This is a genomic window from Streptomyces iconiensis (genome assembly GCF_028657195.3).
GTDB classification, from domain to species: domain Bacteria; phylum Actinomycetota; class Actinomycetes; order Streptomycetales; family Streptomycetaceae; genus Streptomyces; species Streptomyces iconiensis.
Genome location: NZ_JANCPR020000008.1, coordinates 50,500 through 77,264 on the forward strand (window position 1 = coordinate 50,500; position 26,765 = coordinate 77,264).

Consider the following 26,765-nt stretch of genomic DNA (forward strand, 5'->3'; position numbering starts at 1 on the left):
TGCGACCGTGACCATGACGACCCCTCCCGGCTGGTATCCCGATCCCGGGCAGATGCCCCAACTCCCGCCCCAGGAACGCTGGTGGGACGGCAGCACATGGACCGGGCACACCCGACCCGCCGTGGGCGTGCCCCCGATGCCGTCGTCCCCACCGGGCGGCGGCGCGGGGCGCGGGCCCCTCATCGCGGGCATCGTGGGAGGGGTCGTGCTCATCGCCGCTGTCGTCGTCGCCGCGGTGCTCTTCCTCGCTCCGGGCGACGACTCGGGGAACGACAAGCCGGAGGCCGGGTCCAAGTCCAGCCAGCCGGCGCCCGAGGACGCCCCGGGCGGGCAGGACGACGGAACGCCGTCCGAGCCGCCGTCCCAGGACGGCGAGGTCGTCCCCAGCCCTGAACTCGGCGTCGGTGTCCCCGTGCCCGAGGGCTGGGAACAGCCCCGCCCGGACTCGCCGTTCATCAGCAGCGAGAAGGAGTACGCGTGCCCCAAGCCGCAGTCCGTACGCTGCGTGCGCGGTGGCGCCAACCTGCTGCCGGTCTCCAGCGGCTGGGAAGGCGAGGCGGAACTCAAGGAGGCCACGGAACTCCAGGTGGCCAAGAACGCCAAGCAGTCGTACGACAAGAAGGCGTACGGCGGCATCACCTCCCACAAGGTGACCGAATCCGGCAAGGTCACCGTCGCCGGCCGGCCCGGCTACCGCATCCGCTGGCGCATCAACAACAAGGTGGGCCCGGACGCGTACGTGGAGAGCGTCGTCTTCCGCTCACCCCACCTCCCTGAGGAGATACTGACCCTCTGGAGCAGCGTCGACGTGGCCGAAGGGGCGCCTCCCACCTCCGACCTGGACGACATGCGCGAGGGCATGGTCAAGACCGAGCTGGGCGAGGGCGGAACGGGCAGCGACGGCGAGTCGGTCTGAGACAAGGGGGTCCGGAGCCGGTCCGGGACACGGGGCCGGTCCGGGGGCCCGGAGTCGATCGGTCTGTGGCCCGGAGCCGGTCCGAGGCGCGGTCCGGTCCGATGGGGAGTCGAGCTGTGCGTGCGCGCGGGGCAGCGGGCCGCGTGCGCACGGTGGCACCCGGGCCGTGCCCTCACAGGAAGGTCATGCCCTCGCCCCTGTACGTCGGCACCGTCTCCTTCACCTGTCCGCCCTCGACCAGGTGGAGCCGGTCGAAACGCTCGCACAGCTCACCGGACTTGGCGTGCCGGAACCACACCTTGTCCCCGATGAGCAGGTCGTCGGCAGGCTGCCCCCGCAGCGGCGTCTGCACCTCGCCCGGCCCCTCCAGCGGGTCGTAGCGCAGGCCCGCCGGCAGGTACGGCTGCGGCAGCCGGTCCTCGCCCGCAGCGCCCGAGGCGGGATAGCCGCCGCCCAGCACCGTGACGAAACCGACCCCGGGCCTGCGTACCACCGGCTGCGCGAACAGCGCCGCTGGACGGCCCGTGAAGGACGTGTAGTTGTCGAACAGGCGCGGCAGATAGAGGCCCGAGCCCGCGGCGATCTCCGTGACGGCCTCCTCGGCCGCCGTGTGCTGCACGCTTCCGGTGCCGCCCCCGTTCACGAACTCCAGGTCGGGCTCGACAGCGCGCACGGCACGTACGGCCGCGCCGCGCCGCGCCGCCAACTCGCGCCTGGCAGCCGCCTGCATCAGCCGTATCCCACGCGAACGCAGCGCGGCACCCGGCACCGCGTCCCCCACGCCCGCCACATGGGCCTCGTACGCCATCACGCCCACCAGCCGGAAGCCGGGGCGCCGCCGCACGGCACGCGCCAGCTCCGCGAGGTCGGCGGGGGAGTGCAGGGGCGAACGGTGCGCTCCGATACGTACGCGCCCGCCCAACAGCCGCAGTGAGGTGTCCAGTTCGAGGCAGACCCGGATCTCCTCGCTCCCGCCGTCCCGTGCAGCGTCGATCAGCGCGAGCTGCGCGGGGTCGTCGACCATGACGGTCACGGCGCCCGCCAGCTTGGGGTCGGAGGCCAGCTCGGCGTAGCAGGCGCGGTCGGCCGACGGGTAGGCCAGCAACACGTCCCGCACCCCGGAACGGGCCAGCCACAGCGACTCGGCGAGCGTGTAGCTCATGACTCCGCTGAAGCCGTCCATGGCCAGCACCCGGTCCAACAGGGCGCGGCAGCGCACCGACTTGCTCGCGACGCGTACGGGCTTGCCGCGCGCGCGGCGCAGTACGTCGGCCGCGTTGGCGTCGAACGCCTCCAGGTCGACCAGGGCGAGAGGCGCGTCCAGGTGGGCGGTCGCACGGTCATATCGTGCGCGGTCAGCGGCGAGATCGGCAGTCGTATCGAACACCCTCGCAGCTTGCCAGAGCCGCGCGTTCCGGCACAGCCCCAAGAGGCCGCGCGCGGGCACCGAACGGGACGCACACGGGCCCCGCGTGCGGGGCGCAGCGGCGCGTCCCGGCACCTCGGCCGGGTTGCCGTCCCTCCCCGTGCGCACCGTAGAGTGACGCAGCACGCCGTGACGGGATGGCACGCGGCGTGCTGTCCGAAACCGGCCTGCCCCGAAAGGCATTCGTGCGGGGTGGCACCGCGCGGGAGGGGGTGCACATGAGCACTGACGCCGACCGCACCGGCGTTCGCGTTCCCCCCAGCACACCGCCAGGCCGGCCGCCCGTTCCCGCCGCTCCTCCCCGCCCCACCGCTCCTCCCCATCCCGCCGTCCCTCCGCGCCCGAGCGTTCCCCCGTGGCCCGCGTCCCCGCCCCCCACGGCCGAACAGCACGACGGCGACGGCGCATCCGGTCCCGAGCCGGAGGCGGAGCCGACCCCGGAAGACGAGTCCAGCACACACATGCGACATTCCAGGGAAGCGGAGGACACCCGGCAGGCGCCGGTCCCCGCCCCCCGCGACCCCTCGCGTCCCTCCCGCCCCTCGCATCCCCCGGTGCCGACCCTGCCGCCGCAGCCCGCACCGCCGACGGGCGAACCCCTGACAGCCCCCCGGCTCCCCGCACGCCCCCCAGGACCGGTACGCCCGGAGCGCCGACGGGAGGAACAGGCGGAGGACGGCACCCAGAGTCCCGCGCGCCCGGAGAAGTCCGCGCCCTCCGAGAAGTCCGCGCGTCCGGAAACCCACGAGAGCCCCGAGCAGAGCCCCGAGCCGGACGGCCCCGAACCGGCGGACGACGCGGCCGTGTTGGAGCCCGTACAGCAGTCGTACCCCGCCGACTCCATACGGCCGCCGCACCCCCTCTCGCGCCCCGCACCGCCACTGGGCCCGCCACCGGCGCCTCCCTCGCCCGTGGCCACGCCCGGCACGTCCCGCGATCCGAACGTGCCCGTGCAGCGCGCCGTGCCGCCGCCCGTCGCACCGCCGTCGGGACGCGCCCAGCTCAGCGCGCGTACGGTCGCAGCGGCTGCCTGTCTCGTCCTCGGTGTGGGGCTGCTCGGCGGTGCGGGCGCGGGTGCCTGGCTGACCGGCGACTCGGGTGAACGCCCCGCCGCCGGCCGGGGGTTCGACGAGGCCCGTACGGCCTGGCGCGACGTGCCGGTCGACAAGCTGTTCCCCCGCCATCTCACCGGCAAGGGCGCCGGGCCGGGAGCGGCCGACCGCCGCTGGACGCGGGTGGCCGTCGCGCCCGACAGCGGCTGTGCGCACGCCTTCGACCCGCTGCTCACCAAGGCACTCTCGCCGGTCGGCTGTTCCCGCCTGGTACGCGCCACCTACGCCGACGAGACGACCAGCAGCGTCACCACCGTCGGACTGCTGTTCACCAAGGCGGACCAGGAAGCGATGCGCGACCTGCGCAAGCGGTTCGCCGCCGAGAACCTCACCGAACGGACCGACCTGATGCCCCGCCCGTACGCCGCACGCGGCACCGTCGCGGCCGACTTCGGCGACGCGCAGCGTGCGAGCTGGACCGTGCATGTGCTGTCCGACGCTCCCGTCGTCGTCTACTCCGTCACCGGCTTCGCCGACGGACGGGTCGTCAGCGATCCCCAGTCGGCCGCCGACGCGACCCGCAAGGGTGAGACCTCGGCGCCCGCGCAGGCCGGGCTCGGCAACGACGCACAGGGCATCGCCGACCGCGTCGAACGCGGACTGCGCGAGGGCTCGACGGACTCCGGGGACCCCGGGAAGAAGCCGGGCCGGGAGGACAGCCGGTGAAACCGCGTACCGCACCCCGTTCGCTGGCCGTCCTGCTGTCGGCCCTCCTCGCGCTCGCACCCGTCACAGCCGGCACGGCGCACGCCCAGGGCGAGGGCGTCCAGGCGCAGGAGTGGGGGCTCAAGGCCCTGGAGGCCAAGGCCGCCTGGAAGACCACCAAGGGCAAGGGCGTCACCGTCGCCGTACTGGACACCGGCGTCGACGCGAGCCACCCCGACCTGCGCAGGAACGTCGGCGAAGGCAAGGACCTCGTGCGCATGGGCGCCACCAAGGGCGACCGCGCCTGGGCCAGGCACGGCACTGCCATGGCCGGGATCATCGCAGGTCACGGCCACGGTGAGAGCGGCAGCGACGGCGTGCTCGGCGTGGCACCCGAGGCGCGGATCCTCCCCGTACGGGTTCTGCTGGAGGACACCGACCCGCAGCGCAAGAAGGCCCGTGACGAGCGCGGCAGCGCCCTGGCAGACGGCATCCGCTGGGCCGCCGACCAGGGCGCCGACGTCATCAACCTGTCCCTCGGCGACGACAGCAACTCCGCTCACCCGGAAGCAGGCGAGGACGCCGCCGTCCGCTACGCGCTCGGCAAGGGCTCGGTCGTCGTCGCCTCCGCGGGCAACGGCGGCGAGAAGGGCGACCACGTCTCCTATCCCGCCGCCTATCCGGGCGTGATCGCGGTCGCGGCCGTCGACCGCTACGACGCACGCGCCGCCTTCTCCACCCGCCGCTGGTACGCGACCGTCGCAGCGCCCGGCAAGGACATCGTCATCGCGGACCCCGACCGCACCTACTACGAGGGCTGGGGCACCAGCGCCGCCGCCGCCTTCGTCTCCGGCGCCGTCGCGCTCGTCCGCGCCGCGCACCCCGACCTGAGCCCCTCGCAGATCAAGGAGCTGATCGCGGACACCGCCAGGAACACCCCGGAGGGCGGGCGCAGTGACGCGGTCGGCACCGGCGTCGTGGACCCGGCAGCCGCCATCGAGATGGGCACGCACGTCAAGGCCCGCAAGCAGCGGCCCACTCCGGGCGACTACCACCAGCAGTACTTCGGCGCAGGACCCGCGACGGACGGCGGCAGCCCCGGCTGGTTCGCCGCCGTCGCCGCCGTCGTCGGCGCCCTGCTGATCGCCGCTGCCCTCGCCGTCTGGCGCGGCTTCACCCCCCGCGGCCTGCGGTCGCTACGCGCACTGCCGACCGGCAGGAGACACCGCGACCGAGCCCAGGAACCGGACCCCACCCCACCGTTCACCCCGGACACGGGCCCCTGACCCCGTCCCCTCCGCAAGTACCCGCCACACCGCCTTCTGAGCGCCTCCGGTTCCCCGGGCCCCGCCGACGAGAGCCCCCGCGCCCCGCTGTCCCCGGAGCCCCGTGTCCGGTGGAACCCGGGAGTCCGAGTCCAGAGCCCGAGTCCCGGTCCAGAGCCCGAAACACCGAGTCGGAGCCGGAGTCCCGAGCCCGAGTCCGAGTCCGGAGTCCCAGGGCCCGCGGGCCTCAGGTGGCTCTCCCCCGAGGCCGAGGCCCTCAGGCGAGCCCGCCGAGACCGCCGAGCCCCGCTCCCGCCGGGCACCCTGGCTCCACAGAACCGGCAGCCCCACGGGGGCCCGAGCGGAGTACCCGTACCGCGGCGCGTGCCGCCTCCTCCACCGTTTCGATGCCGCGCGCCCGGGTGGAGTGCCCGTCGGAGAGCACGGCCAGCAGGTACGTGCGCCCGCAGGCCCGCACCCGGCCGACGCTGTTGATCGCCCAGAGCCCCGTCGCCGTACGCGGCAGCCACCCGTTCTTCAGCTCAGCCGCCGCCGTACCGTCCCCCGCCGCCGAGATCCCCCACCGCTGCGTCTCGACCACCCGGCCCATCAACTCCCTCATGTAAGCCCGCGCTTGGGGCGCGAGCGGTGAGCCCTCGCCGTGCACAGCGCCCAGCAGCGCGAGCTGGTCGGCCGCCGTGGTGCGGCTCAGCCCCCAACGGCCGGTGCGGTCCGGGTCCGTGCGGCGGGGGCCCAGGCGCAGATTGGCCGCGGCGAGCCCGGGGGCGCCCCCGATCGCCGTCCACAGCGCGTTGGCCGCTTCGTTGTCGCTGCGCTCGATCATCGCCGCGGCCAGCGCACGCTCCTCACAGGTCACCGCCAGCCCCTCCGTACGGGCCCGGAGGAGCAGCGCCGCGAGGATGTTCACCTTCATCACGCTCGCGGCGACGAACAGCCCTCCGCCCCACCACACGGCATGCCCGTGCCCCAACTCCCGTGCGGCGACGGCCAGTCGCCCCTCCCCGTCACGCTCCACCGGGGCGAGCGCAGCGCCCAGCCCCGCATCGGGCGTCCCGTCCACCATGGGGGACCAGCTCCCCCAGCTGTCCCCGTCCACCACGCTCGTCCCACCGGCCATGCCCCGACGCTAGGCCCTCGCCCAGGGCCGCGGAACAGCGCGGGATACCCTCGGTCCGTGGCGCTCAAGAACATCCCCGAATCGGCGTTCGCCGGTGACGACGGCACGGCGGACCCCGCACTCGCCCAGGCACTCGCGGCCTGGCACGCCGGCCCCTCGCACTCCACCGAAGCGCGCGTCCTCGAAGCGCTCGCCGGCGCCCGGCTGCTCGTGCCCATGGTGGCCGTCCTCACCGAGTCCGAGACCGGCGAGAACGGGCTGCGCCGCGACAAGACCAGCGAGATGGCCGTTCCCACCCTCAACGCACCCGGCGACCGCCGTGCGCTGCCCGCCTTCAGCTCCACCGGGGCCCTCGCGGAATGGCGCCCGGAGGCCCGTCCGGTCGCCGTCGGACTGCCCCAGGCACTCCAGGCCCTCGTACACGAACAGGCCAACGCGCTCGTCCTCGACATCGCGGGACCCGTGACCTACGAGCTGAGCGGCAGCGCGCTCTACGCGGCAGCCGAGGGCCGTACGGACCCGAGGCCGCTGGCCGACCCCACCGTGACCGGGGCACTGCGCGCCCTCCTCGCAGCCGAGCCCGCCGTACTCGGCGCCCACCTCACACCCGGCGGCGAGGGCTCCGACGGCACCCTCGCGCTGGCCCTCGCCCCCGAGGCCGACGTCACCGAAGCGGCCCAACGCCTCGCCGGGGCGCTCGCCGGGGACGAAGCGCTGCGCTCCCGGCTCGTCGGCGGACTGGACCTCGCACTCCTCCCGCCGGGCAGCGCCCTGCCGGAGCGGGCCCTTTACCGCCGCTGAACCGCACCCGACCTGCGAGGAACGTGCCCGGCACCCCGCCCGACATGCGGGGTCGTCCCGCGCGTCGGACACTCAGGAAGTGCGGAGGAGATCACCCTCCGGGAGCCTTCTACGACCCCTACGGGAGGTCGACATGCAGGTCAAGCAGTTCCAGCCGGACTCAGCTCAGCTGAGGTCCCTGGAGGACAAGCCCCAGCCGCTCGCCGCCGAGTTCCTGGGAACACTGCTGCTGGTCTTCTTCGCCGTCGGCGCCGCCGTGCTGGCGGGGGAGTACATCGGCACCCTGGGCATCGCACTGGCCTTCGGCTTCACGCTGCTGGCCCTCGCGTACTCGATCGGCCCGATCTCGGGCGCCCACGTGAACCCGGCCGTGACGCTCGGCATGCTCCTCGCCCGGCGCATCGATCTGGAGATGGCGGTCAAGTACTGGATCGCGCAGATCGTGGGCGGTATCGCGGGCGCGGCGCTGCTCTTCCTCGTCGCCAAACAGGTGCCGGGACTCCAGACCAGCGAGACCTTCGGCAGCAACGGCTTCGGCGACCGCTCCGCGCTGCACATCAACGCGGCCGGCGCGTTCATCGCCGAACTCGTCCTGACGTTCCTGCTGGTCTACGTGGTGCTCGCGGTGACCCACAAGGTGGCCGTCGTCGGCTTCGACGGGCTGCCCATCGGTATCGCGCTCGCCACGATCCACCTGATCGGCATCCCGGTCACCGGTACGTCCGTGAACCCGGCGCGCAGCATCGGCCCCGCCATCTTCGCCGGCGGCGCCGCGCTCACCCAGCTGTGGATGTTCATCGTGGCCCCCCTCGTAGGAGGCGCCCTGGCCGCCGTGGTCCACTCGATCACCCACCCCCAGCCCAACACCCAGCCCGCCAAGGAACCAGACGTCGGCTGACACCCCAGAAGGCTCAGCCCTGCCTTGCCGCGCTCGCACCGTTCGGCCCTCTCGGGCTTCGTGCGGCTGCGCCGGACTCCGTCCGTCGCGCGGGGGTGAGGCAGAGGACTCAGCCGGGGATGAGGCGGAGGACTCAGCCGTACACGGGTCCCGTGTACTTCTCGCCGGGGCCCTGGCCGGGCTCGTCCGGGACGGTGGAGGCTTCGCGGAAGGCGAGTTGGAGGGACTTGAGGCCGTCACGGAGGGGAGCGGCGTGGTACGTGCCGATCTCGGTGGCGCTCGCGGTGATCAGGCCGGCCAGGGCCTGGATCAGCTTGCGGGCCTCGTCCAGGTCCTTGTGCTGCTCGCCTTCCTCGGAGAGCCCGAGGTTGACGGCGGCGGAACTCATCAGGTGCACCGCAACGGTGGTGATCACCTCGACAGCAGGCACATCCGCGATGTCGCGGGTCATGCTGTCGAAGTCAGGACTCTGGCCGGAGGATCCGGCGGCTGCGGCGTCGCTCATACGGGTCAGCCTAAGCCCCCCGCATTCCCGCACGGGCGTGCGGGCACAGAGGGAACAGCCCGTGCGAGCCCTGGTATGCTTGGAAAACGACCGGCTGAAGACTGTCCTCCGAGACGGACTCCAGCCCGCAAGTGGAGGCTCCGATCTCCCACCTGGCGGCTGTCCAAGCCGCGGGTCAATGGTCAGGCTGCGCCCCGCGGTGACCCGTGGCGGTGCTCCCGGTCTGTGAGGAGCCCCGCCTGCGTCCTGTCCGGGGCGTTTTTGCGTCTCGGTGCGGTGGTCACACGTATACAGACTCATGCGCGGCCGTCACCCAGACCGCCACGCGGTGTACCCGAGGAGGCCCCATCAGCGCCGAGCCCCGCATCAACGACCGGATTCGTGTCCCCGAGGTGCGACTCGTCGGTCCCAGTGGCGAGCAGGTCGGCATTGTGCCGCTTGCCAAGGCCCTGGAGCTTGCGCAGGAGTACGACCTCGACCTCGTCGAGGTGGCGGCGACCGCCCGTCCGCCCGTGTGCAAGCTCATGGACTACGGAAAGTTCAAATACGAGTCGGCCATGAAGGCCCGTGAGGCGCGCAAGAACCAGGCGCACACGGTCATCAAGGAGATGAAGCTCCGGCCGAAGATCGATCCGCACGACTATGACACCAAGAAGGGTCACGTCGTCCGGTTCCTCAAGCAGGGTGACAAGGTCAAGATCACGATCATGTTCCGCGGTCGTGAGCAGTCCCGCCCCGAGCTGGGCTTCCGACTGCTTCAGCGGCTCGCGGACGATGTCGCCGACCTGGGCTTCGTGGAGTCCAACCCGAAGCAGGACGGCCGAAACATGATCATGGTTCTCGGTCCTCACAAGAAGAAGACCGAGGCCATGGCCGAGGCCCGCGAGGCGCAGGCCGCCCGCAAGGCGGGGCGCCAGCAGGAGAACGCTTCTGCCGAGGAGCCCGCCGAGGAGCAGGAGCCTGCCGAGGCGTGAGCCCCTCCCGGGGCACCCGCCCCGGCCATAACCCCTACACGAACCAGTTGGCGCTTCCGTACGCCCTCCGGCAGCACGGAGGCGCCACGACGAGGAGAGAACGGCGACATGCCGAAGAACAAGACGCACAGTGGTGCCCGCAAGCGCTTCAAGATCACCGGTACGGGCAAGGTGATGCGCCAGCGCGCCGGTCGCCGCCACCTTCTCGAACACAAGCCGTCCACGCTGACGCGCCGCCTTGCCGGTAAGACCGAAGTGGCCCCGGCCGACGCCAAGAAGATCAAGAAGCTTCTCGGCAAGTAAGACCCCGCACGACCGGGTCCCATTCGTTCCGGGTCTGAGCGGCGGACCTCCGCCCAGGCCCCTGTACAAGGAGTTATCAAGTGGCACGCGTCAAGCGGGCAGTCAACGCCCACAAGAAGCGCCGGGCGATCCTGGAGCAGGCCAGCGGCTACCGCGGGCAGCGTTCGCGCCTGTACCGCAAGGCGAAGGAGCAGGTCACCCACTCCTACGTCTACAACTACAACGACCGTAAGAAGCGCAAGGGCGACTTCCGGCAGCTGTGGATCCAGCGGATCAACGCCGCGGCCCGCGCCAACGGCATCACGTACAACCGCTTCATCCAGGGCCTCAAGGCCGCCTCCATCGAGGTCGACCGCAAGATCCTCGCCGACCTCGCGGTCAACGACGCTGCCGCCTTCACGGCGCTCGTCGAGGTTGCGCAGAAGGCCCTGCCGAGCGACGTCAACGCGCCCAAGGCTGCGTGACCAGCAGTCGGCCGAACGTTCTGGCCGACGTGCCGGCGATGTCGCCGGACCCCTCGCCGTCGTGGTTTCTCGCCGCGGCGGCGAGTTCTTGTTGAACGGCACGTAGTTGAAAGGCGAGGCCCGCCGGGCGGTGTAGGCGGGCCCGACGGGCGGAGAGAGAGCGACCCCTTCCCATGGCACCCGAGTTGACCTCCCTGCGCTCGCCCCGCGTCGTGGCGGCGCGCAAGTTGGCGAAGCGGAGCTTCCGGGGCAAGGAACGCCGGTTCCTCGCCGAGGGCCCGCAGGCCGTGCGGGAGGCGCTCGGCCATCTCGTCGAGGTGTATGTGACGCCCGAGGCGGCCGAGCGGCACGCGGATCTGCTCGAAGCGGCGCGCGTTCCGGTGCTGACCGCCTCCGAGGAGGTCGTCGCCGAGATGTCCGACACCGTCACACCCCAAGGCGTCGTCGGGCTGTGCCGCTTCCTGGACCGGCCGTTCCAGGAGATTCTCGCCGGCCGCCCCCTGCTGGTCGCCGTGCTCGCCAATGTGCGCGACCCCGGTAACGCGGGCACCGTGCTGCGCTGCGCCGACGCAGCGGGCGCCGACGCCGTCGTCCTCACCGACGCTTCCGTCGACATCTACAACCCCAAGGCCGTACGCGCGTCGGCAGGTTCGCTCTTCCACCTGCCCGTCGCCGTCGGCGTACCCGTCGAAGAGGCGGCGCGTGGGCTGGCAGAGGCGGGGGTGCGTGTGCTCGCAGCCGATGGCGCGGGCAGCCGCGACCTCGACCAGGAACTGGACGACGGGGCCATGGGCGTGCCCACGGCCTGGGTCTTCGGGAACGAGGCGTGGGGCCTGCCGGAGGAGACCCGTGCGCTGGCCGACGAGGTGGTGCGGGTGCCGCTCCACGGCAGGGCGGAGAGCCTCAACCTGGCGACCGCCGCCGCCGTGTGCCTGTACGCCTCGGCGCGCGCCCAGCGCGCCCGCCGAGGGTGACGCGCGGTCACGCCGAGCTAGTAGGGTGTCGGCCCGGGGCGCTGAGCACCAACAGCGCAGAAGGAGGGGCGGAACGGGGATGGACGTGAGGGCTTGCGACGGCCGTACGTGTGAGGCCGTGCCCGGTGACGCTCCCGCACCCCCGCTCCCTGCCCAGGGGCAGGCCCCGCTCGTGGGCGGCCCCGAAGGGCTCGACCCGGACGATCTTCCTGACGGGCTCGTCGTCGCCGACTGTGCGGGGCGCGTCGTGTGCTTCAACGCCGCAGCGGCCCGCCTCACCGGATACGAGCCCGCCGAAACGCTCGGCCTCTCCCTCCAGGCCGCGCTGCCCCTCGAAGACCTCGACGGCTGCCGCTGGTGGCAGCTCACCGACCCGTACGGCGGCCTGGCCATCCGTAACGGCCACCCCGAACGGAATCTGCTGCTCCCCGGCGGGCGCGAGGTGCTCGTCTCCGCGCGCTACGTACGCCGGGGGCCCCGGGGGCCCGTGAACCGGGTCGTGGTCACTCTGCGTGGCACCGAGGCCAGGCGCCGTACCGAGCGTGGCCACGCCGAGCTGATCGCCACCGTCGCGCACGAACTGCGCTCACCGCTCACCTCCGTCAAGGGCTTCACCGCAACGCTGCTGGCCAAGTGGGAGCGCTTCACCGACGACCAGAAGCGGCTGATGCTGGAGACCGTCGACGCCGACGCGAACCGTGTCACCCGGCTCATCGCGGAGCTGCTGGACATCTCCCGTATCGACTCGGGGCGGCTGGAGGTGCGCCGTCAGCCTGTGAACATGCCGGCGGCCGTGCACCGTCACATCGAGGCGCATCTCGCCGCGGGGCAGCCCGCCTCACGCTTCGTGACCCGCGTCGCCGACGGGCTGCCCGACCTGTGGGCCGACCCCGACAAGATCGACCAGGTGCTCGGCAACCTCCTGGAAAACGCGGTGCGGCACGGCGAGGGAACTGTCACCATCGAGGTCGAGCCTTCTTCGTCCCCGCGCGAGCCAGGCGGGACGGGAACGGCCGTCACGGTCAGCGACGAGGGGCCAGGCATCCCGGAGGAGTCCATGAGCCGCGTGTTCACCCGCTTCTGGCGTGGCAGCAGGCGTGGCGGCACGGGCCTCGGCCTCTACATCGTCAAGGGAATCGTCGAGGCGCACGGCGGCGTCATCACCGTCGACCGGGGGCCGGCGGGTGGCGCACGCTTCCGATTTATCCTGCCCGTGAGCGCCCCGGCCTTCATGGCCTGAGGACCGCGCCCACGGGCTTCTCCGGACAGCGAGAGTTGTTCGTGTACATCCGCTTACGACCGTCCAGGCGAGCCCCTTTAGACTCGACCTTTGGCACGCAGCCGTGGGGTACAGAGCGCAGCCAGGGGGCACCTCCCAGCGAGAGCTGGGGGCCAATCGGAAACACGGGAAGACATGTCGGCACCCAATAAGTCGTACGACCCTGTCGAGGTCGAGGCACTGAAACCGGAAGAGATCGACCGGGCCAGGGACGAGGCGCTCGCCGCCATCGCCGCTGCCGGCGATCTCGAAGCGTTGCGCGAGGTGAAGGTGGCCCACGCGGGCGACCGTTCCCCGCTCGCCCTCGCCAACCGCGAGATCGGCGCGCTCCCCCCGCAGGCCAAGGCGGACGCGGGCAAGCGCGTCGGCCAGGCGCGGGGCGCGGTGAACAAGGCACTCAAGGCCCGGCAGGAAGAGCTGGAGCGGGAGCGCGACGAGCGCGTACTGGTCGAGGAGGCAGTGGACGTCACGCTGCCCTACGACCGTGTGCCGTCCGGCGCCCGCCATCCGATGACCACGCTCTCCGAGCGCATCGAGGACATCTTCGTCGCCATGGGCTACGAGGTCGCCGAGGGCCCGGAGGCCGAGGCGGAGTGGTTCAACTTCGACGCACTCAACCTCGACCCCGACCACCCGGCGCGCTCCATGCAGGACACGTTCTTCGTACGGGGCCAGGAAGACCAGGGCGCCGCGGGGAGCGGGTCAGGGGACGACAGCGGGGTCGTACTGCGTACGCACACCTCGCCCGTGCAGATCCGTTCGCTGCTCGCCCGTGAGCTGCCTGTCTACGTCATCTGCCCCGGCCGCGTGTACCGCACCGACGAGCTGGACGCCACCCACACCCCGGTCTTCACCCAGGTCGAGCTGCTCGCCATCGACGAGGGGCTGACCATGGCCGACCTCAAGGGCACGCTCGATCACATGGTCGGGGCGCTCTTCGGCGAGGGGCTCGGCACCCGGCTGCGGCCCTCGTACTTCCCCTTCACCGAGCCGTCGGCCGAGATGGACATGGTGTGCTTCGTGTGCCGGGGCAAGTCCGTCGGTGACCCGGCCAACCCCTGCCGCACCTGCGGCAGCGAGGGCTGGATCGAGCTGGGCGGCTGCGGCATGGTCAACCCGCGGGTGCTGACCGCCTGCGGTGTCGACCCGGAGCGCTACAGCGGGTTCGCCTTCGGCTTCGGCATCGAACGGATGCTGATGTTCCGCCACAACGTCGAGGACATGCGAGACATGGTCGAGGGTGACGCGCGCTTCACCCGGCCGTTCGGGATGGAGATCTGATGCGGGCCCCGCTTTCGTGGCTCCGGGAGTACGTGGACCTGCCGGCCGCCGAGTCAGGACGCGATGTGGCCGACCGGCTGATCGCGGCCGGCCTTGAGGTCGAGACCGTCGAGCAGACCGGTGCCGGGCTCAAGGGCCCGCTCGTCGTCGGCAAGGTCCTCGCCATCGAGGAGCTGACCGGGTTCAAGAAGCCCATTCGCTACTGCCAGTTGGACGTGGGCACGGCCGGGACACGTCCGGGCGAGCCGCAGAACGTCATCTGCGGCGCCACCAACTTCGCCGTCGGCGACAAGGTCGTCGTCGTCCTGCCGGGTGCCGTGCTGCCGGGCGGCTTCGAGGTCGGCGCGCGGAAGACCTACGGCCATGTCTCCGAGGGCATGATCTGCTCCGAGCGTGAGCTGGGCATGGGCGAGGACCACGACGGGATCATGGTCCTGCCGCCCGAGTACGAGGTCGGCACCGACGCGATCGAGCTGCTCGAACTCGTGGACGAGGTCCTCGACATCGCCGTCACACCCGACCGCGGCTACTGCCTCTCGATGCGCGGCCTCGCGCGCGAGACGGCCACCGCCTACGGCCTGCCGCTGCGCGACCCCGCGCTGCTGGACGTGCCCTCGCCGAACTCGTACGGCTACATCGTCAAGGTGGCCGACCCGATCGGCTGCGACCGGTTCACGGCCCGTACCGTCACGGGGCTGCGCCCCGAGGCGCACTCGCCGATCTGGCTGCGGCGCAGGCTCCAGAAGGCCGGGATGCGTCCGGTCTCGCTGCCCGTCGACATCACCAACTACGTGATGCTGGAACTGGGTCAGCCGCTGCACGCCTACGACCGCTCCCGCATCGACGGGCCCATCGGGGTACGCCGTGCCGAGCAGGGCGAGAAGCTCACGACCCTGGACGGCTCCGACCGTGTCCTGGACGCCGAGGACCTCGTCATCACCGACAACCGCGGGCCCATCGGCATGGCGGGCGTCATGGGCGGTGCCAACACCGAGATCGCCGACGTCACAGCCGACCCGCAGTCCGGCGAGGTCACAGGCACCACCGATGTCGTGATCGAGGCCGCGCACTTCTCCTCGGTCTCCGTCGCCCGCACGGCACGCAGGCACAAGCTCTCCTCGGAGGCGTCCCGCCGCTTCGAGCGCGGTGTCGACCCCGAGGCGACGGCAGCGGCGGCGCAGCGCACCGTCGACCTGCTGGTGCTGCTCGCGGGCGGCACGCCCGAGGCCGGCGTCACCGAGATCAGGACGCCCTCGGGCCCGCACACCATCCGTATCCCGGCCGACCACCCGGACAAGGTCGCGGGTGTCACCTACGGCCGCGAGACCGTCGCACGCCGCCTCCAGCAGGTGGGCTGCGACGTCTACGGGGATGTCGCGCGGAGCGCGTCCATGGGCGGTGGTGGCCGGGCGGCTGCCGGGCCGGACGAGCTGACCGTGACCGTGCCGTCGTGGCGGCCCGACCTCACGGACCCGAACGACCTGGCCGAAGAGGTCATCAGGCTGGAGGGCTACGAGAACCTGCCCTCCACGCTGCCCCGCCCGCTCCCGGGCCGTGGCCTGACCGAGCGGCAGCGGCTGCACCGCCGTGTGGGCAGGGCCCTGGCGGGTGCGGGCCATGTCGAGGCGCTGTCGTACCCGTTCGTCGGTGACGCCGTCTTCGACGCGTTCGGGCTGGACAGCGGCGACGCGCGCCGCCGTACGCTCCAGCTCGTCAACCCGCTCTCCGACGAGGAGCCGGGCCTGCGCACCACCCTGCTGCCCGGGCTGCTGAGCGCGCTGCGCCGCAACGTCGGACGCGGCAGCCAGGACCTGGCGCTCTTCGAGACCGGGCTCGTCTTCCTGCCGACAGGCAACGAGAAGACGCCGCCGCGGCTGCCCGTGGACGGCCGTCCGACGGCTGACCAGCTCGCCTCGCTCGACGAGGCGCTGCCGGCCCAGCCCCGGCACATCGCCGCCGTCCTCGCGGGCGCCCGCGAGCAGGCCGGCTGGTGGGGCAGCGGCCGGCAGGCCGAGTGGGCCGACGCGATCGAGGCCGCGCGTACGGTCGCCCGCGAGGCGGGGGCCGAACTCGCCGTCGAGAGCGCCCGGTTCGCGCCCTGGCACCCGGGAAGGTGCGCCGCGTTCTACGCGGACGTGGACGGCACCCGTACCCTCGTCGGGCACGCGGGTGAGCTGCACCCGCGCGCCCTGAAGGCGCTCGGTCTGCCCGAGCGGACGTGCGCGATGGAGCTGGACCTCGACCTGGTCGAGCGCGCGGGTACCGGACGGGTGCGGGCGCCGCACGTGTCCACCTTCCCGGTGGCCACCCAGGACGTGGCGCTGGTGGTGGACGCCTCCGTTCCGGCCGCGACCGTGGAGAGCGCGCTGCGCGCCGGCGCCGGCGAACTCCTCGAATCCCTGCGGCTGTTCGACGTCTTCACCGGCGAGCAGCTCGGTGCGGGCAGGAAGTCGCTGGCCTACGCGCTGCGGTTCCGCGCGAGCGACCGTACGCTCAAGGCCGAGGAGGCTTCGGCCGCCAGGGACGCCGCCGTCGCCAGCGCTGTCGAACGCACGGGCGCCGTGCTGCGCGGCGCCTGACGGCCCCTCGCCCCACGCGCCGCGACATCCCCTGAGGGGCACCCGTCACACACGGGTGCCCCTCACGCGCGTCCGGCCCCATGTACGTGTGTGCGCGGAGCCGCGGGGGAACGTCTCCGGTCACGTCGCCGGACGTGGTGCCGGGGCTCGCACGTCGGAGCGAGCACCGGCACGGACGAGCCGCGCAGCGGGCGGCCGATGCTCATGCTTTCGGGTGAGAGGGGGGCGCGGTCGCCCTTACGTGAGGTGGAGGTGGATACGGGTGACGGGGTGGCAGCAGATTCCTCAGACCGTACGACGAACGCCCCTATCCGTAGCCTGATCCCCGCGCGGATCGACCGTATGCCGTGGTCCGGGTTCCACACCAAGATGATCGCGGCCCTGGGATGCGCGTGGATCCTGGATGGGCTGGAGATCACCGTCGCCAGCTCGGTGACCTCGGTGCTCACGCATGAGAACACCTTGGGGCTGAGCTCCAGCGAGGCGGGCCTGATCGCCACCGTCTACCTCATCGGGCAGGTGACGGGGGCCCTGTACTTCGGGCGCATGGCCGACAGGTTCGGGCGCAGAAAGCTCTTCCTGCTGACCTTCGCCGTCTATCTCTTCGGCAGTGGCCTCACGGCCTTCACCTTCGGCCAGGGGCCAGGGTGGGACGCGTACCTCTACATGACGCGCTTCGTCGCGGGCATGGGAATCGGAGGGGAGTACGCGGCGATCAACTCGGCGATCCAGGAGATGATGCCCGCGCGCTTCAGAGGCCGGGTCGACCTCCTGGTCAACGGCACGTACTGGGCCGGCGCCATCGTCGGTACGGTCGCCGAGCTGTACATCCTGAGCACCTTCGACGAGTCGATCGCCTGGCGGATCGGTTTTCTGCTCGGCCCGGTGCTGGGCGTCTCCGTCCTGTTCGTACGCCGTCATCTTCCCGAGAGTCCCCGCTGGCTGATCATGAACGGGCGGGAGAAAGAGGCCGAGGAGGCCATCGCGAGGATCGAGCAGGCGGTGCTCAAGCACGGCGGGACGCTGCCGCGCGTGGACCAGCGCCAGGCCATCGAGATCCGCGAGACCGAGCACTCCACGTATCTGACGCTGCTGCGGGTGCTGTTCAAGCAGTATCCGCAGCGTGCCGTGCTGGCGTCCTCGCTGATGATCACGCAGTCGTTCCTCTACAACGCGATCTTCTTCACGTACACGCTGGTGCTGACCAAGTTCTACGGGGTCGCCGACGAGCGGGCTCCGATGTATCTGATGGCGTTCGCCGCAGGCAACCTCGCGGGGCCGATCGTGCTCGGGCCGCTGTTCGACATCGTCGGGCGCCGGTGCATGATCGCGGGCACCTATCTGTTCTCGGGGTGTGCGCTGGCGGTGACCGCGACGCTGTTCCAGTTCGGGGTGCTGACGGCCCTCACACAGACCGTGGCCTGGTGCGTGATCTTTTTCTTCGCCTCGGCGGGCGCCTCATCCGGCTATCTGACGGCCGGTGAGATCTTCCCGCTGGAGGTGCGGGGCAAGTCGATCGCGCTCTTCTTCGCCATCGGCCAGGCGGCCGGCGCCTCGGGGCCTTATCTCTACGGCTGGCTGATCGGCGACGGCACCGACAGGAGCCGCCTGTTCATCGGGTTTCTCGTCGGGGCCGCGATCATGATCCTGGGGGGACTCGCGGCGGTGTTCCTGGGAGTCGACGCCGAGCGCAGGCCCCTCGAATCCGTCGCCAAACCGCTCTCGGTCGTACGGAACTCGGTCAAGAGCGCGACCCAGGACACCGTGAAGAGGCTCAAGAAGACCGACGACGACACACCCCCGGCGGGGACGAGACCGGTGTGAGCCGGGCGCCCGGGACCATGAACAGGCACCCGATGCCGTCGTCAGCCATTGAGGCGAAGGCCGCCACCGGCAACTCCGGTGGCGGCCTTCGCCGTTCCGCCGGCCGCGCTGTCGGGCGGCGGCCGGGGGTGCTGTTTCTGTGTTTCCGTATTCCTGTGGTGCCGCGGTGCTGTGTTTCCGTGGTGCCGCTGTGCCGTGGGGTCGCGGTCAGTCGTACGAGTAGAAGCCCGCGCCGGCCTTGCGGCCGAGGCGGCCCGCGTCGACCATCCGCTGGAGCAGTGGGGGAGCGGCGTAGAGGGGTTCCTTGAACTCGTCGTACATGGAGTCGGCGACCGAGGCGACCGTGTCGAGGCCGATGAGGTCGGAGAGCTTGAGCGGGCCCATGGGGTGCGCGCAGCCCAACTCCATGCCGTTGTCGATGTCTTCGCGGCTGGCGATGCCCGACTCGAACATCCGGATCGCGGAGAGCAGGTAGGGGATCAGCAGTGCGTTGACGACAAAGCCTGAGCGGTCCTGGGCGCGGATCGTGTGCTTGCCCAGGATCCCGCCGACCACGGCCTCGGCGCGCTTGATGGTCTCCTCGCCGGTGGTGAGCGCCGGAATCAGCTCGACCAGGCGCTGTATCGGTGCCGGGTTGAAGAAGTGGATGCCGATGACCTGGTCGGGCCGCGAGGTCGCGACGGCCAGCTTCACCAGCGGGATGGATGAGGTGTTGGACGCCAGGATGGCGTCGGGCCGGGTCACGACCTGGTCGAGCACCTGGAAGATCTCGGTCTTGACCTGTTCGTTCTCGATCACGGCCTCGATGACGAGGTCACGGTCGGAGAAGTCCCCCAGATCGGTGGTGAAGGTCAGCCGCTCCAGGGTGGTGTCGCACTCCTCCTGAGTGATCTTGCCCCGTTCGGCGGCCTTGCCGAGCGAGTTGGCGAGCCTGGTACGGCCGAGTTCCAGGGCCTCGCCCGTGGTCTCCGCGACCATCACATCCAGTCCGGCCCGCGCGCACACCTCCGCGATACCCGCACCCATTTGGCCACAGCCCACGACTCCGACGCGTTTGACGTCGGCTACAGAGTCCGTCACCTCGTGCCTTTCGCTGATCTTCCGGGGTCCCCAGCGGACAGGTCCCGGGCCGTTGGTGACGTCGGGGCGTGCCGCTTTGCCGCCCGACGTTACCTGTGAGGGAACGGCGGACGGCGGGCGGGTGCGAAAGGTCACGAATGCGTGGGACCCGCTTCAGGCCCGTTCGGGGCGCTGGACGACGGAGTCGGGGCCAGGGGACAGCACCGCCTCGTGGCCGTCGTCGAAACGTACGCGGTACGGAGGCTCGCCGTTGGTGCCCAGCACCTCGACGATTTCCGCCACCCTGTCGTGTTGGCCCACGACCCGTCCGTGCATCAGCAGGCGGTCGCCCGTGTTCGCTCGCATCAGGAGAGCCCTCCTGTTCGCAGGTGCGATGTCGGCATAGCCATGCCGTCTGTCCGTGCCGTAAAGGCGTTCGGTCCGGGCACGATTCTACGGTGTGCGGGCCCGATCGGAGAGGTTCAGGCACGGGTGCGCTGGACGACCGCGATGCACACCAGCACCGCGACAGCGGCGGCGGGCGCGGCGGGGGAGAGGTGCTCGCCGAGCAGCAGTACGGACCACACCAGGGTGAGGAGCGGCTGGCTCAGCTGCACCTGGCTCGTACGGGCCACTCCGGCCAGGCCCATCGCGCGGTACCAGAAGAGCAGGCCGAGGAACTGCGAGCCCACCGCGTTCCACAGCAGCCCGGTCACGGAGTGCGCCGTGAGCTGCACAGACTCGTGCAGCAGCGCGATCACGGAGCCCACGGCGGCCAGCGGCAGACAGGCCACCAGGGCCCAGCCGATCACATCCAGTGCCGGCATCTCCCGCGCCAGCCGGCCGCCCTCCGCGTATGCGGCGGCGCACAGCAGCAGCGCGCCGCACAGGTAGAGGTCGCCCCGCGTGGGCGTACCGCCGCTCTGCTGGAGCGCGAAGGCGACCACAACGGCGGCGCCCGCGAGCGCCGCGACCCAGAAGAGCCGGGAGGGCCGGGAGCCGCCGCGCAGCGTGGAGTAGACGGCGGTGGTCAGCGGCAGCAGCCCGACGACGACGGCCGCGTGCGCTGTGGTCGAGGTCTGGAGTGCCAGCGTGGTCAGCAGCGGGAAGCCGATCACCACCCCGGAGGCGGCGATGGCCAGGCCCACCCAGTGCCGCCTGGCGGGAAGCGGCCTGCGCAGTACGGCGAGCGCACCGCCCGCGACCAGCCCGGCGAGCAGGACCCGCAGCGCGGTCGCCGACCAGGGCCCGAAGCCCTCCAGCGCCCAGGCCGTCGCGGGGAAGGTGAGGGAGAAGAAGGCGACGCCGAGGACGGCGAGCAGGACGCCGGGCCGCGCGGCCGGGGTGGTGGACGCGGGCCGTTCCGTGGGGGAGGCCCGCTCCGTGTGCGCCGTACGGGCGTCCGGGTCTGTGGCCGTCGTGGTGCCGGCCGGTGCCGCGTTCCGTGCGGGGAGGGCTTCTGGCGTGGCCGGTGCCGCTTCCGTGCCGGAGGCGGGGGGTGCGGCTGTGGCCGGGGCCGCTATCGCGCCGTGCGCAGTAGCGCTATCGTGTGCTCTCATGTCAGAGCGTAGCAGTGTGGCTGAACTGGCCGCTTCCCTGCGGGGAGAGCTGGACCGCTACTCACCGGGGGAGAAGCTCCCGTCGAGTCGCTCCCTGGTGGAGCGGTTCCGGGTCAGCCCCGTCACCGTCTCCCGCGCCCTGGGCGCGCTCGTCGCCGAGGGGCTGGTCGTGACCCGGCCGGGAGCGGGCGCCTTCCGCGCGGAGGCGGTGCCCGCGCACACCGCGCTCCGTACGGCCGGGGACACCTCGTGGCAGGAGGTGGCACTCAGCGCCGATCCGTCCGGCGACCAGGTGCCCCGCAGCGTGGACATCAGCGGCGTGCTCGCCACCCTGGACTCCCCGCCGGCCGGCGTCATCGAACTCAACGGCGGCTACCTCCCGCCGAGCCTCCAGCCCGAACGCGCGCTCTCCGCCGCGCTCGCCCGCGCGGGGCGCCGTCCAGGGGCCTGGGGGCGCCCGCCCGTCGACGGGGTCGCCGAGCTGCGCGGCTGGTTCGCGCGCGAGATCGGCGGCCCCGGGGGCGCTGTCGCCGCCAACGACGTGCTCATCACGGCCGGCGGGCAGAGCGCCCTCACCACCGCGCTGCGCGCGCTGGCTCCGCCCGGCGCCGCCGTACTCGTGGAGTCGCCCACCTATCCCGGCATGCTCGCGGCGGCGCGCGCCTCCGGGCTGCGCCCCGTACCGGTGCCCGTGGACACCGACGGGGTGCGGCCCGATCTGCTCGCCGATGCCTTCAGGGCCAGCGGGGCCCGTGTGTTCGTGTGCCAGCCGCTGTTCCAGAACCCCACGGGCGCCGTGCTCGCGGGCGACCGCCGCCGCGAAGTCCTGCGGGCCGCGCGGGAGGCGGGTGCCTTTGTGGTCGAGGACGACTTCGCGCGGCACCTGGCGCACGAGGACGCGGGCCCGCTGCCGGCTGCGCTGCGCGCCGAGGACCCCGACGGGGTGGTCGTGCACGTGTGTTCATTGACCAAGGCCGCCTCGGCGAGCATGCGGGTGGGCGCGCTGGCGGCTCGTGGTCCGGTGCTGGAGAGGCTGCGCGCCGTGCAGATCGTGGACAGCTTCTTCGTGCCCCGGCCGCTTCAGGAAGCGGCGCTCGAACTTGTGGGGGCGCCCGCCTGGCCCCGCCATCTGCGTGCGGTCGCCGCTGCTTTGCACGCGCGCCGTGAGGTCATGTGCGCCGCTATGGCGCGTGAGCTGCCGGGACTGCCTCTCGCGCACGCGCCGCGTGGGGGCTATCACCTGTGGCTGCGGCTTCCCGACGGTACGGACGAGACGACGCTCGTCACCGCCGCGCTGCGTGCGGGGGTCGCTGTGGCTCCCGGGCGCCCGTACTTCGCTGCCGAGGTGCCCGCGCCTCATCTGCGGCTCACCTTTGCGCCCGCCGCCGCCGAGGGTGACATCGTCGAGGGGGTACGGCGGTTGCGGGTGGCCTGCGAGGACGTGGTGCCCGGGTAGCGCGGCCCCCGCCGGGTTCGGGGTGTGCCGTTGTGGGGCCTCGCTCCGGGGTGGGGGCGCCCTCCCCTCACGGGGTGACCCCCGCTCCTCGGGCCCTGGGGGCGCTCGGACTCTCGAACGTACGGGCTGGTCGCTCTACGATCACGGGATGCACGTTCGTCTTACGTTGCTGGCAGCCGCGCGCAGTTCCTCGCTGCTCGATGTGCGCTTCGACGACGACCGTCCGCTCGACGCCGCCGGCTGGCACGAGGTGCTCAGGCGGGTGCCCTCGCTCTCTCATCTGGCGGCTGCAGAGCTGCGCTACTGCTCACCGTCGGCGCGGTGCCGGGAGACAGGCAGCGTGCTCGGTCTCACGCCGCTTGCCCAACCGGCCCTGCGCGACTGCGACATGGGGCGCTGGCGTGGACGGACACTCCAGGAGGTCACGGCCTGTGAGCCGCAGGCCGTTGACCTGTGGCTCAGCGATCCGCGTGCGGCGCCGCACGGGGGTGAGTCGCTGCTCACCTTCATCCAGCGTGTCGGTGGCTGGATCGACACCCGTCCCGTGTCCGACGGCGGCTGGGCGGTGGGCATCACCGAGCCGTCCGTGCTGCGGGCGGCGCTCTGCTACGTACTCAAGGCGCCGCCCCACGCGTACTGGCACATCGACGCGCGTCCCCTCACGGCCCTCACCGTCACGGGGTGCTCGGGCCAGTGGCATCTGAGCCTGGAGTGACCTCGCCGTGTGCGGGTCTCAGCCGGGTGTGCCCCGTCTCGCGGCGTCGTAGAGGGCGTGGAGCAGCCAGAAGCGGTCCTGGGCCGCCATGGCAGCGGGGGTCGGGGCAACGGTCTCCGTCGCCGGTCGGGGCGTCATCGCCGCCACGAGGTGGAACATCGGAGGCGGTCCCTCGACGCGTGCCCCGGCCTCGCGAGCCAGCAGGTCACCGAGCGTCTGCCACACCTCGGCGGCGCGCCGGTCCTCGCCGCCGGGCCCTGGCGCGCGGGCTGCGGCGGCGCGTGCCGCCAGTTCGGTGCGGAGGGAGTCGCGGCCCTCGGGGGGACCGCAGCCGTCCAGTACGGCCAGTGCGAGCGTGCACAGCGCTTCGTCGGCCAACTCGTTGTACCGCGCGGCCAGTTCGGCCCCGTACCGTTCCATCTCCGGCACCGTTCCCGGCTCCAGGCGTGCGAGGTAGCCGGCGAAGGGCTCCTCCGCCAGGAGCGGTGAGTCCTCCAGTGCCTGTGGCAGCATCGCGCGCGGTACCTCCTCGATCGCGGTGACCAGGTGTGTGCCACGGGCCCAGGCGGTGTCCAGCCGTGCGCCCGTCGCGCGTACCACAGCGGCCAGGCCCGCGCCCCACCCCTCGCCCAGCGCGAGCCCTGACAGATGCGGGTCCCATGCCTCGGGGTGCGTTCCGTGCCGGTGTTCCGGCATCAGCATCTCGAAGGCCGAGAGGACGAAACCGTCCTCGGCCAGGGAGAGCCGGGAGAGCGCGTCGATGTTCCAGTACGCGCTGGCCGCACGGCCACCGAGCCGGGACAGCGGGCGCAGCACCTCCTCGCGCGAGCCCTGGAAGCCGTTGTACTCCACCACGACGACGGCGGAACCCGCCCTCGCCACGGCGATATGGGCCAGGTCGTCGTCGGGGAGCTCCTCCGCCAGCTCCTCGTCGAGCACGCGCGCCTGCGCGCGGTCCGGGTCGCCGCCGAAGAGCCGGATCACTTCCGCCTCGGTCGCTCCCGTCACCGCCGTCACACAGGCGGCCTCGTCCAGACCCAACTCCTCAAGAAGTCCCTCGTAGTCCGTACCAGTGCCGTCAGTCATGGCGACGAGTATGGCTTCCCCGGGCTTGTGGGAGCAGGGTGGTGACCGCCCCGGGGTCGGAGGTCCGGTGAGCCGGTGGGGGAACAGGCCGATGGGGGAGACGTCATGGCGGGGGAACGGCGAAGTGAACTGGACGCGCTGCGCGCACTGGTGGTCGTGGGGCTGGTCTTCTTCCACTCGGCGCTGGTCTTCGACAGCCGCGACGACTACTACGTGAAGAACGCGCAGACCACGGACGCGACCATGATCGTCGGTGGTCTTGGCGTCGTATGGGCGATGCCGATGCTGTTCCTCGCGGCCGGGCTCGGCGCGCGGTACTCGCTGCGCGCGCGTGGTGTCGCGGGGTTCGTACGCGAGCGGCTGCTCAGGCTGGGAGTGCCGCTGCTGTTCGCGGAGTTGACGATTCTGCCGCTGCCGCAGTGGCTGCGCGAGCGGGCGGCGGAACCGGATCACCACGAGTCCTACGTCGCCTTCCTGCCCCGCTTCTATGACGTGCGTCTGGATCCGGGCGCCTTCCCTTTCGTCGTGCAGGGGGAGCACTTCGAGACCGGGCACCTGTGGTTCGTCGTGCTGCTGCTCGCCTTCTCGTTGCTGCTCGCGCCGCCGGCACACTGGCTGCCCCGCGAGCGGATGCGCGCGCTGGGTGAACGGGTCGCCGCCGCCGTCGAGCGTCACCGGGGCGCCTCGCTGCTGCCCGCGCTCGCGTTCGCCGCGCTCTGTGCGCTGGTGGGCCTGGAGGAGGAATACGGCGGCTGGCACCGCTGGGCGTATCTGCTCTTCTTCTGCTCCGGGTTCGTACTCGCCTGCGACGACAGGTACCGCGCCGCCATGCGCCGCGACGCGGTACGGGGCCTGGTCTTCGGCCTGGTCCTCTTCGTCGCCTGCCTGCCCGGATTCATGGCGGCCGACGACCCGTTCACCGACATGACCCCGCTGGCGGCCCTCTCCCGCACCGGCTACGGGGCTGCGGGCTGGTGCTGGCTCGTCGCCATCCTCGGCCTGCTGGACCGCAGGGCCCAGCGGCGTGCCCGCGAGAAGGAGCAGGCCGAGGGCGGCACGGCGGAGGAAGGGAACACGGGGCGTGCCCCGGTGGCGGGCGGGGCGGCGAACAGCGCTGCGGCGGAGGGCGGTTCAGCGGTGGGCGGCCCGGCGGCGCACGGCAGGGCCCGGAGGCTGTACGCCGTCCTGGGCCCCGCCGTCCTGCCGCTGTACGTCCTGCACCAGCCGATCGTGGTCGCCGTCGCCTACGGAGTCGTCGGCCTGCGGGCCCCGATGCCGGTCAAGTACGCGGTGATCGTCGCCGCTTCGCTGACGCTGACGGTCCTCGCGTACGACCTGCTCGTACGCCGCACGCGCCTCACCCGCTTCCTCTTCGGCATGCGCCCCGTGCCCCGCGCCGAGCCCGAACCGCCGGGACCTCAGCGGTCGATGAAGGCGAGGCTGCCCTCGTCGTAACGGGTCCCGGCGACCTCGCCGCGCGGCGCGGCCTCCTCGATCGCGGCCAGCTCGGCGGGGGAGAGGGCGAGGGCGAGCGCGGCCACGTTCTCCTCCAGGTACTTCTGCCTGCGGGTGCCGGGGATCGGCACCACGTCCTCGCCCCTGTGCTGCACCCAGGCCAGGGCCAGCTGCCCCGCCGTCACGCCGCGCTCGCCCGCCAGCTTCTCCAGCTGCGCGACGATCGCGAGGTTGCGCGAGAGGTTGCCGTCGGCGAAGCGGGGCTGACCCCTGCGCATGTCCGACTCGGGCATGTCCTCGACCGAGGTGTACCGCCCGGTCAGGAAGCCCCGGCCCAGCGGCGAGAACGGCACGAGCCCGACGCCCAGTTCGCGGCAGACCGGCGCGATCTCGTCCTCCAGCTCCCGTGTCCACAGCGACCACTCGCTCTGGAGCGCGCTGATCGGGTGCACGGCGTGCGCCCTGCGGACGGTGTGCGCGCTCGCCTCCGACAGGCCCAGGAAGCGCACCTTGCCCTCGGCGACCAGCTCGGCCATCGCGCCCACGGTCTCCTCGATGGGCACATCGGGGTCCACGCGGTGCTGGTAGTAGAGGTCGATGTGGTCCGTACCGAGCCGCCGCAGCGATGCCTCGCACGCCTGCCGAACGTAGGCCGCGTCGCCCCGGATGCGGGTCGGCTCGCCGAGCTTGTTGGCGAAGCCGAACTTGGTGGCGATCACGGCCTCGTCCCGACGGCCCGCGACGGCGCGGCCGACCAACTCCTCGTTGTGGCCGGCGCCGTAGAAGTCGGAGGTGTCCAGCAGGCTGACCCCGAGGTCGAGGGCGCGGTGCACAGTGGCGACGGATGTCTCGTCGTCCGCAGGACCGTAGGCGTGGCTCATGCCCATGCAGCCGAGCCCCTGCCCTGAGACGGTCAGATCGCCCAGGTGGCGGGTGGGAAGGTTCATGCGGATGTCTCCAGTGCTCGTCACGTCCATGACGCTACGAGCTGGAGTGCGCTCCAACGCAAACGGGGCGGATGCCCCAAGTGCCTTGTGCGCGCCCCGTACAC

At 72.0% G+C, this 26,765-nt stretch carries 24 protein-coding genes; 16 read left to right on the forward strand and 8 right to left on the reverse strand.

What is annotated here, in order from left to right; translation table 11 throughout:
- Window positions 1–13 precede the first annotated feature (13 nt).
- A complete protein-coding gene (locus tag NMN56_RS09860; RefSeq protein WP_274039348.1) occupies window positions 14–916 on the forward strand; it encodes a DUF2510 domain-containing protein in 903 nt (300 codons plus the stop codon).
- A 172-nt stretch (window positions 917–1,088) separates the two neighbouring features.
- On the opposite strand, the gene NMN56_RS09865 is transcribed toward NMN56_RS09860, so the two are convergent.
- On the reverse strand, window positions 1,089–2,303 hold the full coding sequence (locus tag NMN56_RS09865) for an amino acid deaminase/aldolase (protein WP_274038801.1): 1,215 nt from the start codon (window positions 2,301–2,303) through the stop codon (window positions 1,089–1,091).
- A gap of 593 nt (window positions 2,304–2,896) precedes the next feature.
- Between NMN56_RS09865 and NMN56_RS09870 the strand changes: the two genes are divergently transcribed.
- Together NMN56_RS09870 and mycP are read left to right on the forward strand one after the other, a co-directional pair.
- Window positions 2,897–4,120 (forward strand): hypothetical protein, encoded by a 1,224-nt coding sequence (locus NMN56_RS09870; protein ID WP_280842581.1) that lies wholly within the window; start codon window positions 2,897–2,899, stop codon window positions 4,118–4,120.
- On the forward strand, window positions 4,117–5,385 hold the full coding sequence (gene mycP, locus NMN56_RS09875) for a type VII secretion-associated serine protease mycosin (RefSeq protein WP_274038803.1): 1,269 nt from the start codon (window positions 4,117–4,119) through the stop codon (window positions 5,383–5,385). The genes NMN56_RS09870 and mycP overlap by 4 nt, the downstream gene beginning before the upstream one ends.
- A 256-nt stretch (window positions 5,386–5,641) precedes the next feature.
- Here mycP and NMN56_RS09880 read toward each other — a convergent pair whose 3' ends face one another.
- The gene (locus tag NMN56_RS09880) at window positions 5,642–6,502 is read right to left on the reverse strand and encodes a serine hydrolase (protein WP_274038804.1); all 861 of its coding nucleotides are present in this window, start codon (window positions 6,500–6,502) and stop codon (window positions 5,642–5,644) included.
- A gap of 57 nt (window positions 6,503–6,559) precedes the next feature.
- Here NMN56_RS09880 and NMN56_RS09885 point away from each other — a divergent pair, with 57 nt between their 5' ends.
- Both NMN56_RS09885 and NMN56_RS09890 read left to right on the forward strand, forming a co-directional pair.
- The gene (locus NMN56_RS09885) at window positions 6,560–7,303 is read left to right on the forward strand and encodes an SseB family protein (protein WP_274038805.1); all 744 of its coding nucleotides are present in this window, start codon (window positions 6,560–6,562) and stop codon (window positions 7,301–7,303) included.
- A 133-nt stretch (window positions 7,304–7,436) separates the two neighbouring features.
- Window positions 7,437–8,201: an MIP family channel protein gene (locus tag NMN56_RS09890; RefSeq protein WP_274038806.1), complete on the forward strand. Its 765-nt coding sequence runs from the start codon at window positions 7,437–7,439 to the stop codon at window positions 8,199–8,201.
- Window positions 8,202–8,334: 133 nt separating this feature from the next.
- Here NMN56_RS09890 and NMN56_RS09895 read toward each other — a convergent pair whose 3' ends face one another.
- A complete protein-coding gene (locus NMN56_RS09895) occupies window positions 8,335–8,706 on the reverse strand; it encodes a DUF1844 domain-containing protein (RefSeq protein WP_274038807.1) in 372 nt (123 codons plus the stop codon).
- A 347-nt stretch (window positions 8,707–9,053) separates the two neighbouring features.
- Here NMN56_RS09895 and infC point away from each other — a divergent pair, with 347 nt between their 5' ends.
- From infC to NMN56_RS09935, 8 genes are all read left to right on the forward strand, one after another.
- A complete protein-coding gene (gene infC, locus NMN56_RS09900) occupies window positions 9,054–9,680 on the forward strand; it encodes a translation initiation factor IF-3 (protein ID WP_274039349.1) in 627 nt (208 codons plus the stop codon).
- 108 nt (window positions 9,681–9,788) lie between these two features.
- Window positions 9,789–9,983, forward strand: a complete 195-nt coding sequence (gene rpmI / locus NMN56_RS09905; RefSeq protein ID WP_274038808.1) for a 50S ribosomal protein L35 — start codon at window positions 9,789–9,791, stop codon at window positions 9,981–9,983.
- Between the two features lie 80 nt (window positions 9,984–10,063).
- Complete coding sequence (rplT, locus tag NMN56_RS09910) at window positions 10,064–10,447, forward strand: 50S ribosomal protein L20 (RefSeq protein ID WP_274038809.1); 384 nt, start codon at window positions 10,064–10,066, stop codon at window positions 10,445–10,447.
- Window positions 10,448–10,620: 173 nt separating this feature from the next.
- Window positions 10,621–11,421 (forward strand): TrmH family RNA methyltransferase, encoded by an 801-nt coding sequence (locus NMN56_RS09915; RefSeq protein ID WP_274038810.1) that lies wholly within the window; start codon window positions 10,621–10,623, stop codon window positions 11,419–11,421.
- Between the two features lie 79 nt (window positions 11,422–11,500).
- Entirely contained in the window at window positions 11,501–12,661 is a 1,161-nt protein-coding gene (locus NMN56_RS09920) for a sensor histidine kinase (RefSeq protein ID WP_274038811.1), read from the forward strand.
- Between the two features lie 174 nt (window positions 12,662–12,835).
- Complete coding sequence (gene pheS, locus NMN56_RS09925; protein ID WP_274038812.1) at window positions 12,836–13,981, forward strand: phenylalanine--tRNA ligase subunit alpha; 1,146 nt, start codon at window positions 12,836–12,838, stop codon at window positions 13,979–13,981.
- The gene (gene pheT / locus NMN56_RS09930; protein ID WP_274038813.1) at window positions 13,981–16,560 is read left to right on the forward strand and encodes a phenylalanine--tRNA ligase subunit beta; all 2,580 of its coding nucleotides are present in this window, start codon (window positions 13,981–13,983) and stop codon (window positions 16,558–16,560) included. The genes pheS and pheT overlap by 1 nt, the downstream gene beginning before the upstream one ends.
- A gap of 342 nt (window positions 16,561–16,902) precedes the next feature.
- On the forward strand, window positions 16,903–18,384 hold the full coding sequence (locus NMN56_RS09935) for an MFS transporter (RefSeq protein WP_280842582.1): 1,482 nt from the start codon (window positions 16,903–16,905) through the stop codon (window positions 18,382–18,384).
- A gap of 207 nt (window positions 18,385–18,591) precedes the next feature.
- On the opposite strand, the gene NMN56_RS09940 is transcribed toward NMN56_RS09935, so the two are convergent.
- The 3 genes from NMN56_RS09940 to NMN56_RS09950 all read right to left on the reverse strand — a co-directional run bounded on the left by NMN56_RS09940 (window position 18,592) and on the right by NMN56_RS09950 (window position 21,002).
- Entirely contained in the window at window positions 18,592–19,464 is an 873-nt protein-coding gene (locus tag NMN56_RS09940) for a 3-hydroxybutyryl-CoA dehydrogenase (RefSeq protein WP_274038815.1), read from the reverse strand.
- A gap of 153 nt (window positions 19,465–19,617) precedes the next feature.
- Window positions 19,618–19,809, reverse strand: a complete 192-nt coding sequence (locus NMN56_RS09945; RefSeq protein WP_274038816.1) for a DUF1918 domain-containing protein — start codon at window positions 19,807–19,809, stop codon at window positions 19,618–19,620.
- A gap of 116 nt (window positions 19,810–19,925) precedes the next feature.
- A complete protein-coding gene (locus tag NMN56_RS09950; RefSeq protein ID WP_274038817.1) occupies window positions 19,926–21,002 on the reverse strand; it encodes a DMT family transporter in 1,077 nt (358 codons plus the stop codon).
- Between NMN56_RS09950 and NMN56_RS09955 the strand changes: the two genes are divergently transcribed.
- Window positions 21,001–22,458, forward strand: coding sequence for an aminotransferase-like domain-containing protein (locus tag NMN56_RS09955; protein ID WP_274038818.1), 1,458 nt, complete (start codon window positions 21,001–21,003; stop codon window positions 22,456–22,458). The genes NMN56_RS09950 and NMN56_RS09955 overlap by 2 nt on opposite strands.
- 148 nt (window positions 22,459–22,606) lie before the next feature.
- Window positions 22,607–23,173 carry a histidine phosphatase family protein gene (locus tag NMN56_RS09960; protein WP_274038819.1) on the forward strand — a complete coding sequence of 189 codons (567 nt, stop codon included), beginning with the start codon at window positions 22,607–22,609 and terminating at the stop codon, window positions 23,171–23,173.
- 18 nt (window positions 23,174–23,191) lie between these two features.
- On the opposite strand, the gene NMN56_RS09965 is transcribed toward NMN56_RS09960, so the two are convergent.
- Window positions 23,192–24,259 carry a DUF6461 domain-containing protein gene (locus tag NMN56_RS09965; protein ID WP_274038820.1) on the reverse strand — a complete coding sequence of 356 codons (1,068 nt, stop codon included), beginning with the start codon at window positions 24,257–24,259 and terminating at the stop codon, window positions 23,192–23,194.
- Between the two features lie 105 nt (window positions 24,260–24,364).
- Between NMN56_RS09965 and NMN56_RS09970 the strand changes: the two genes are divergently transcribed.
- Window positions 24,365–25,714, forward strand: coding sequence for an acyltransferase family protein (locus NMN56_RS09970; protein WP_274038821.1), 1,350 nt, complete (start codon window positions 24,365–24,367; stop codon window positions 25,712–25,714).
- On the opposite strand, the gene NMN56_RS09975 is transcribed toward NMN56_RS09970, so the two are convergent.
- Window positions 25,678–26,691 carry an aldo/keto reductase gene (locus tag NMN56_RS09975; protein WP_430542514.1) on the reverse strand — a complete coding sequence of 338 codons (1,014 nt, stop codon included), beginning with the start codon at window positions 26,689–26,691 and terminating at the stop codon, window positions 25,678–25,680. The genes NMN56_RS09970 and NMN56_RS09975 overlap by 37 nt on opposite strands.
- Window positions 26,692–26,765 lie beyond the last annotated feature (74 nt).

Coding starts and splice junctions, on each gene's coding strand:
- pheS (WP_274038812.1), top strand. CDS start 12,836: ATGTCGGCACCCAATAAGTCGTACGACCCTGTCGAGGTCGAGGCACTG.
- NMN56_RS09860 (WP_274039348.1), top strand. CDS start 14: ATGACGACCCCTCCCGGCTGGTATCCCGATCCCGGGCAGATGCCCCAA.
- NMN56_RS09890 (WP_274038806.1), top strand. CDS start 7,437: ATGCAGGTCAAGCAGTTCCAGCCGGACTCAGCTCAGCTGAGGTCCCTG.
- NMN56_RS09950 (WP_274038817.1), bottom strand. CDS start 21,002: ATGAGAGCACACGATAGCGCTACTGCGCACGGCGCGATAGCGGCCCCG.
- NMN56_RS09955 (WP_274038818.1), top strand. CDS start 21,001: ATGTCAGAGCGTAGCAGTGTGGCTGAACTGGCCGCTTCCCTGCGGGGA.
- NMN56_RS09915 (WP_274038810.1), top strand. CDS start 10,621: ATGGCACCCGAGTTGACCTCCCTGCGCTCGCCCCGCGTCGTGGCGGCG.
- NMN56_RS09975 (WP_430542514.1), bottom strand. CDS start 26,691: ATGGACGTGACGAGCACTGGAGACATCCGCATGAACCTTCCCACCCGC.
- NMN56_RS09945 (WP_274038816.1), bottom strand. CDS start 19,809: ATGCGAGCGAACACGGGCGACCGCCTGCTGATGCACGGACGGGTCGTG.
- NMN56_RS09970 (WP_274038821.1), top strand. CDS start 24,365: ATGGCGGGGGAACGGCGAAGTGAACTGGACGCGCTGCGCGCACTGGTG.
- NMN56_RS09920 (WP_274038811.1), top strand. CDS start 11,501: ATGGACGTGAGGGCTTGCGACGGCCGTACGTGTGAGGCCGTGCCCGGT.
- NMN56_RS09880 (WP_274038804.1), bottom strand. CDS start 6,502: ATGGCCGGTGGGACGAGCGTGGTGGACGGGGACAGCTGGGGGAGCTGG.
- NMN56_RS09965 (WP_274038820.1), bottom strand. CDS start 24,259: ATGACTGACGGCACTGGTACGGACTACGAGGGACTTCTTGAGGAGTTG.
- NMN56_RS09895 (WP_274038807.1), bottom strand. CDS start 8,706: ATGAGCGACGCCGCAGCCGCCGGATCCTCCGGCCAGAGTCCTGACTTC.
- rpmI (WP_274038808.1), top strand. CDS start 9,789: ATGCCGAAGAACAAGACGCACAGTGGTGCCCGCAAGCGCTTCAAGATC.
- NMN56_RS09935 (WP_280842582.1), top strand. CDS start 16,903: ATGCCGTGGTCCGGGTTCCACACCAAGATGATCGCGGCCCTGGGATGC.
- pheT (WP_274038813.1), top strand. CDS start 13,981: ATGCGGGCCCCGCTTTCGTGGCTCCGGGAGTACGTGGACCTGCCGGCC.
- NMN56_RS09960 (WP_274038819.1), top strand. CDS start 22,607: ATGCACGTTCGTCTTACGTTGCTGGCAGCCGCGCGCAGTTCCTCGCTG.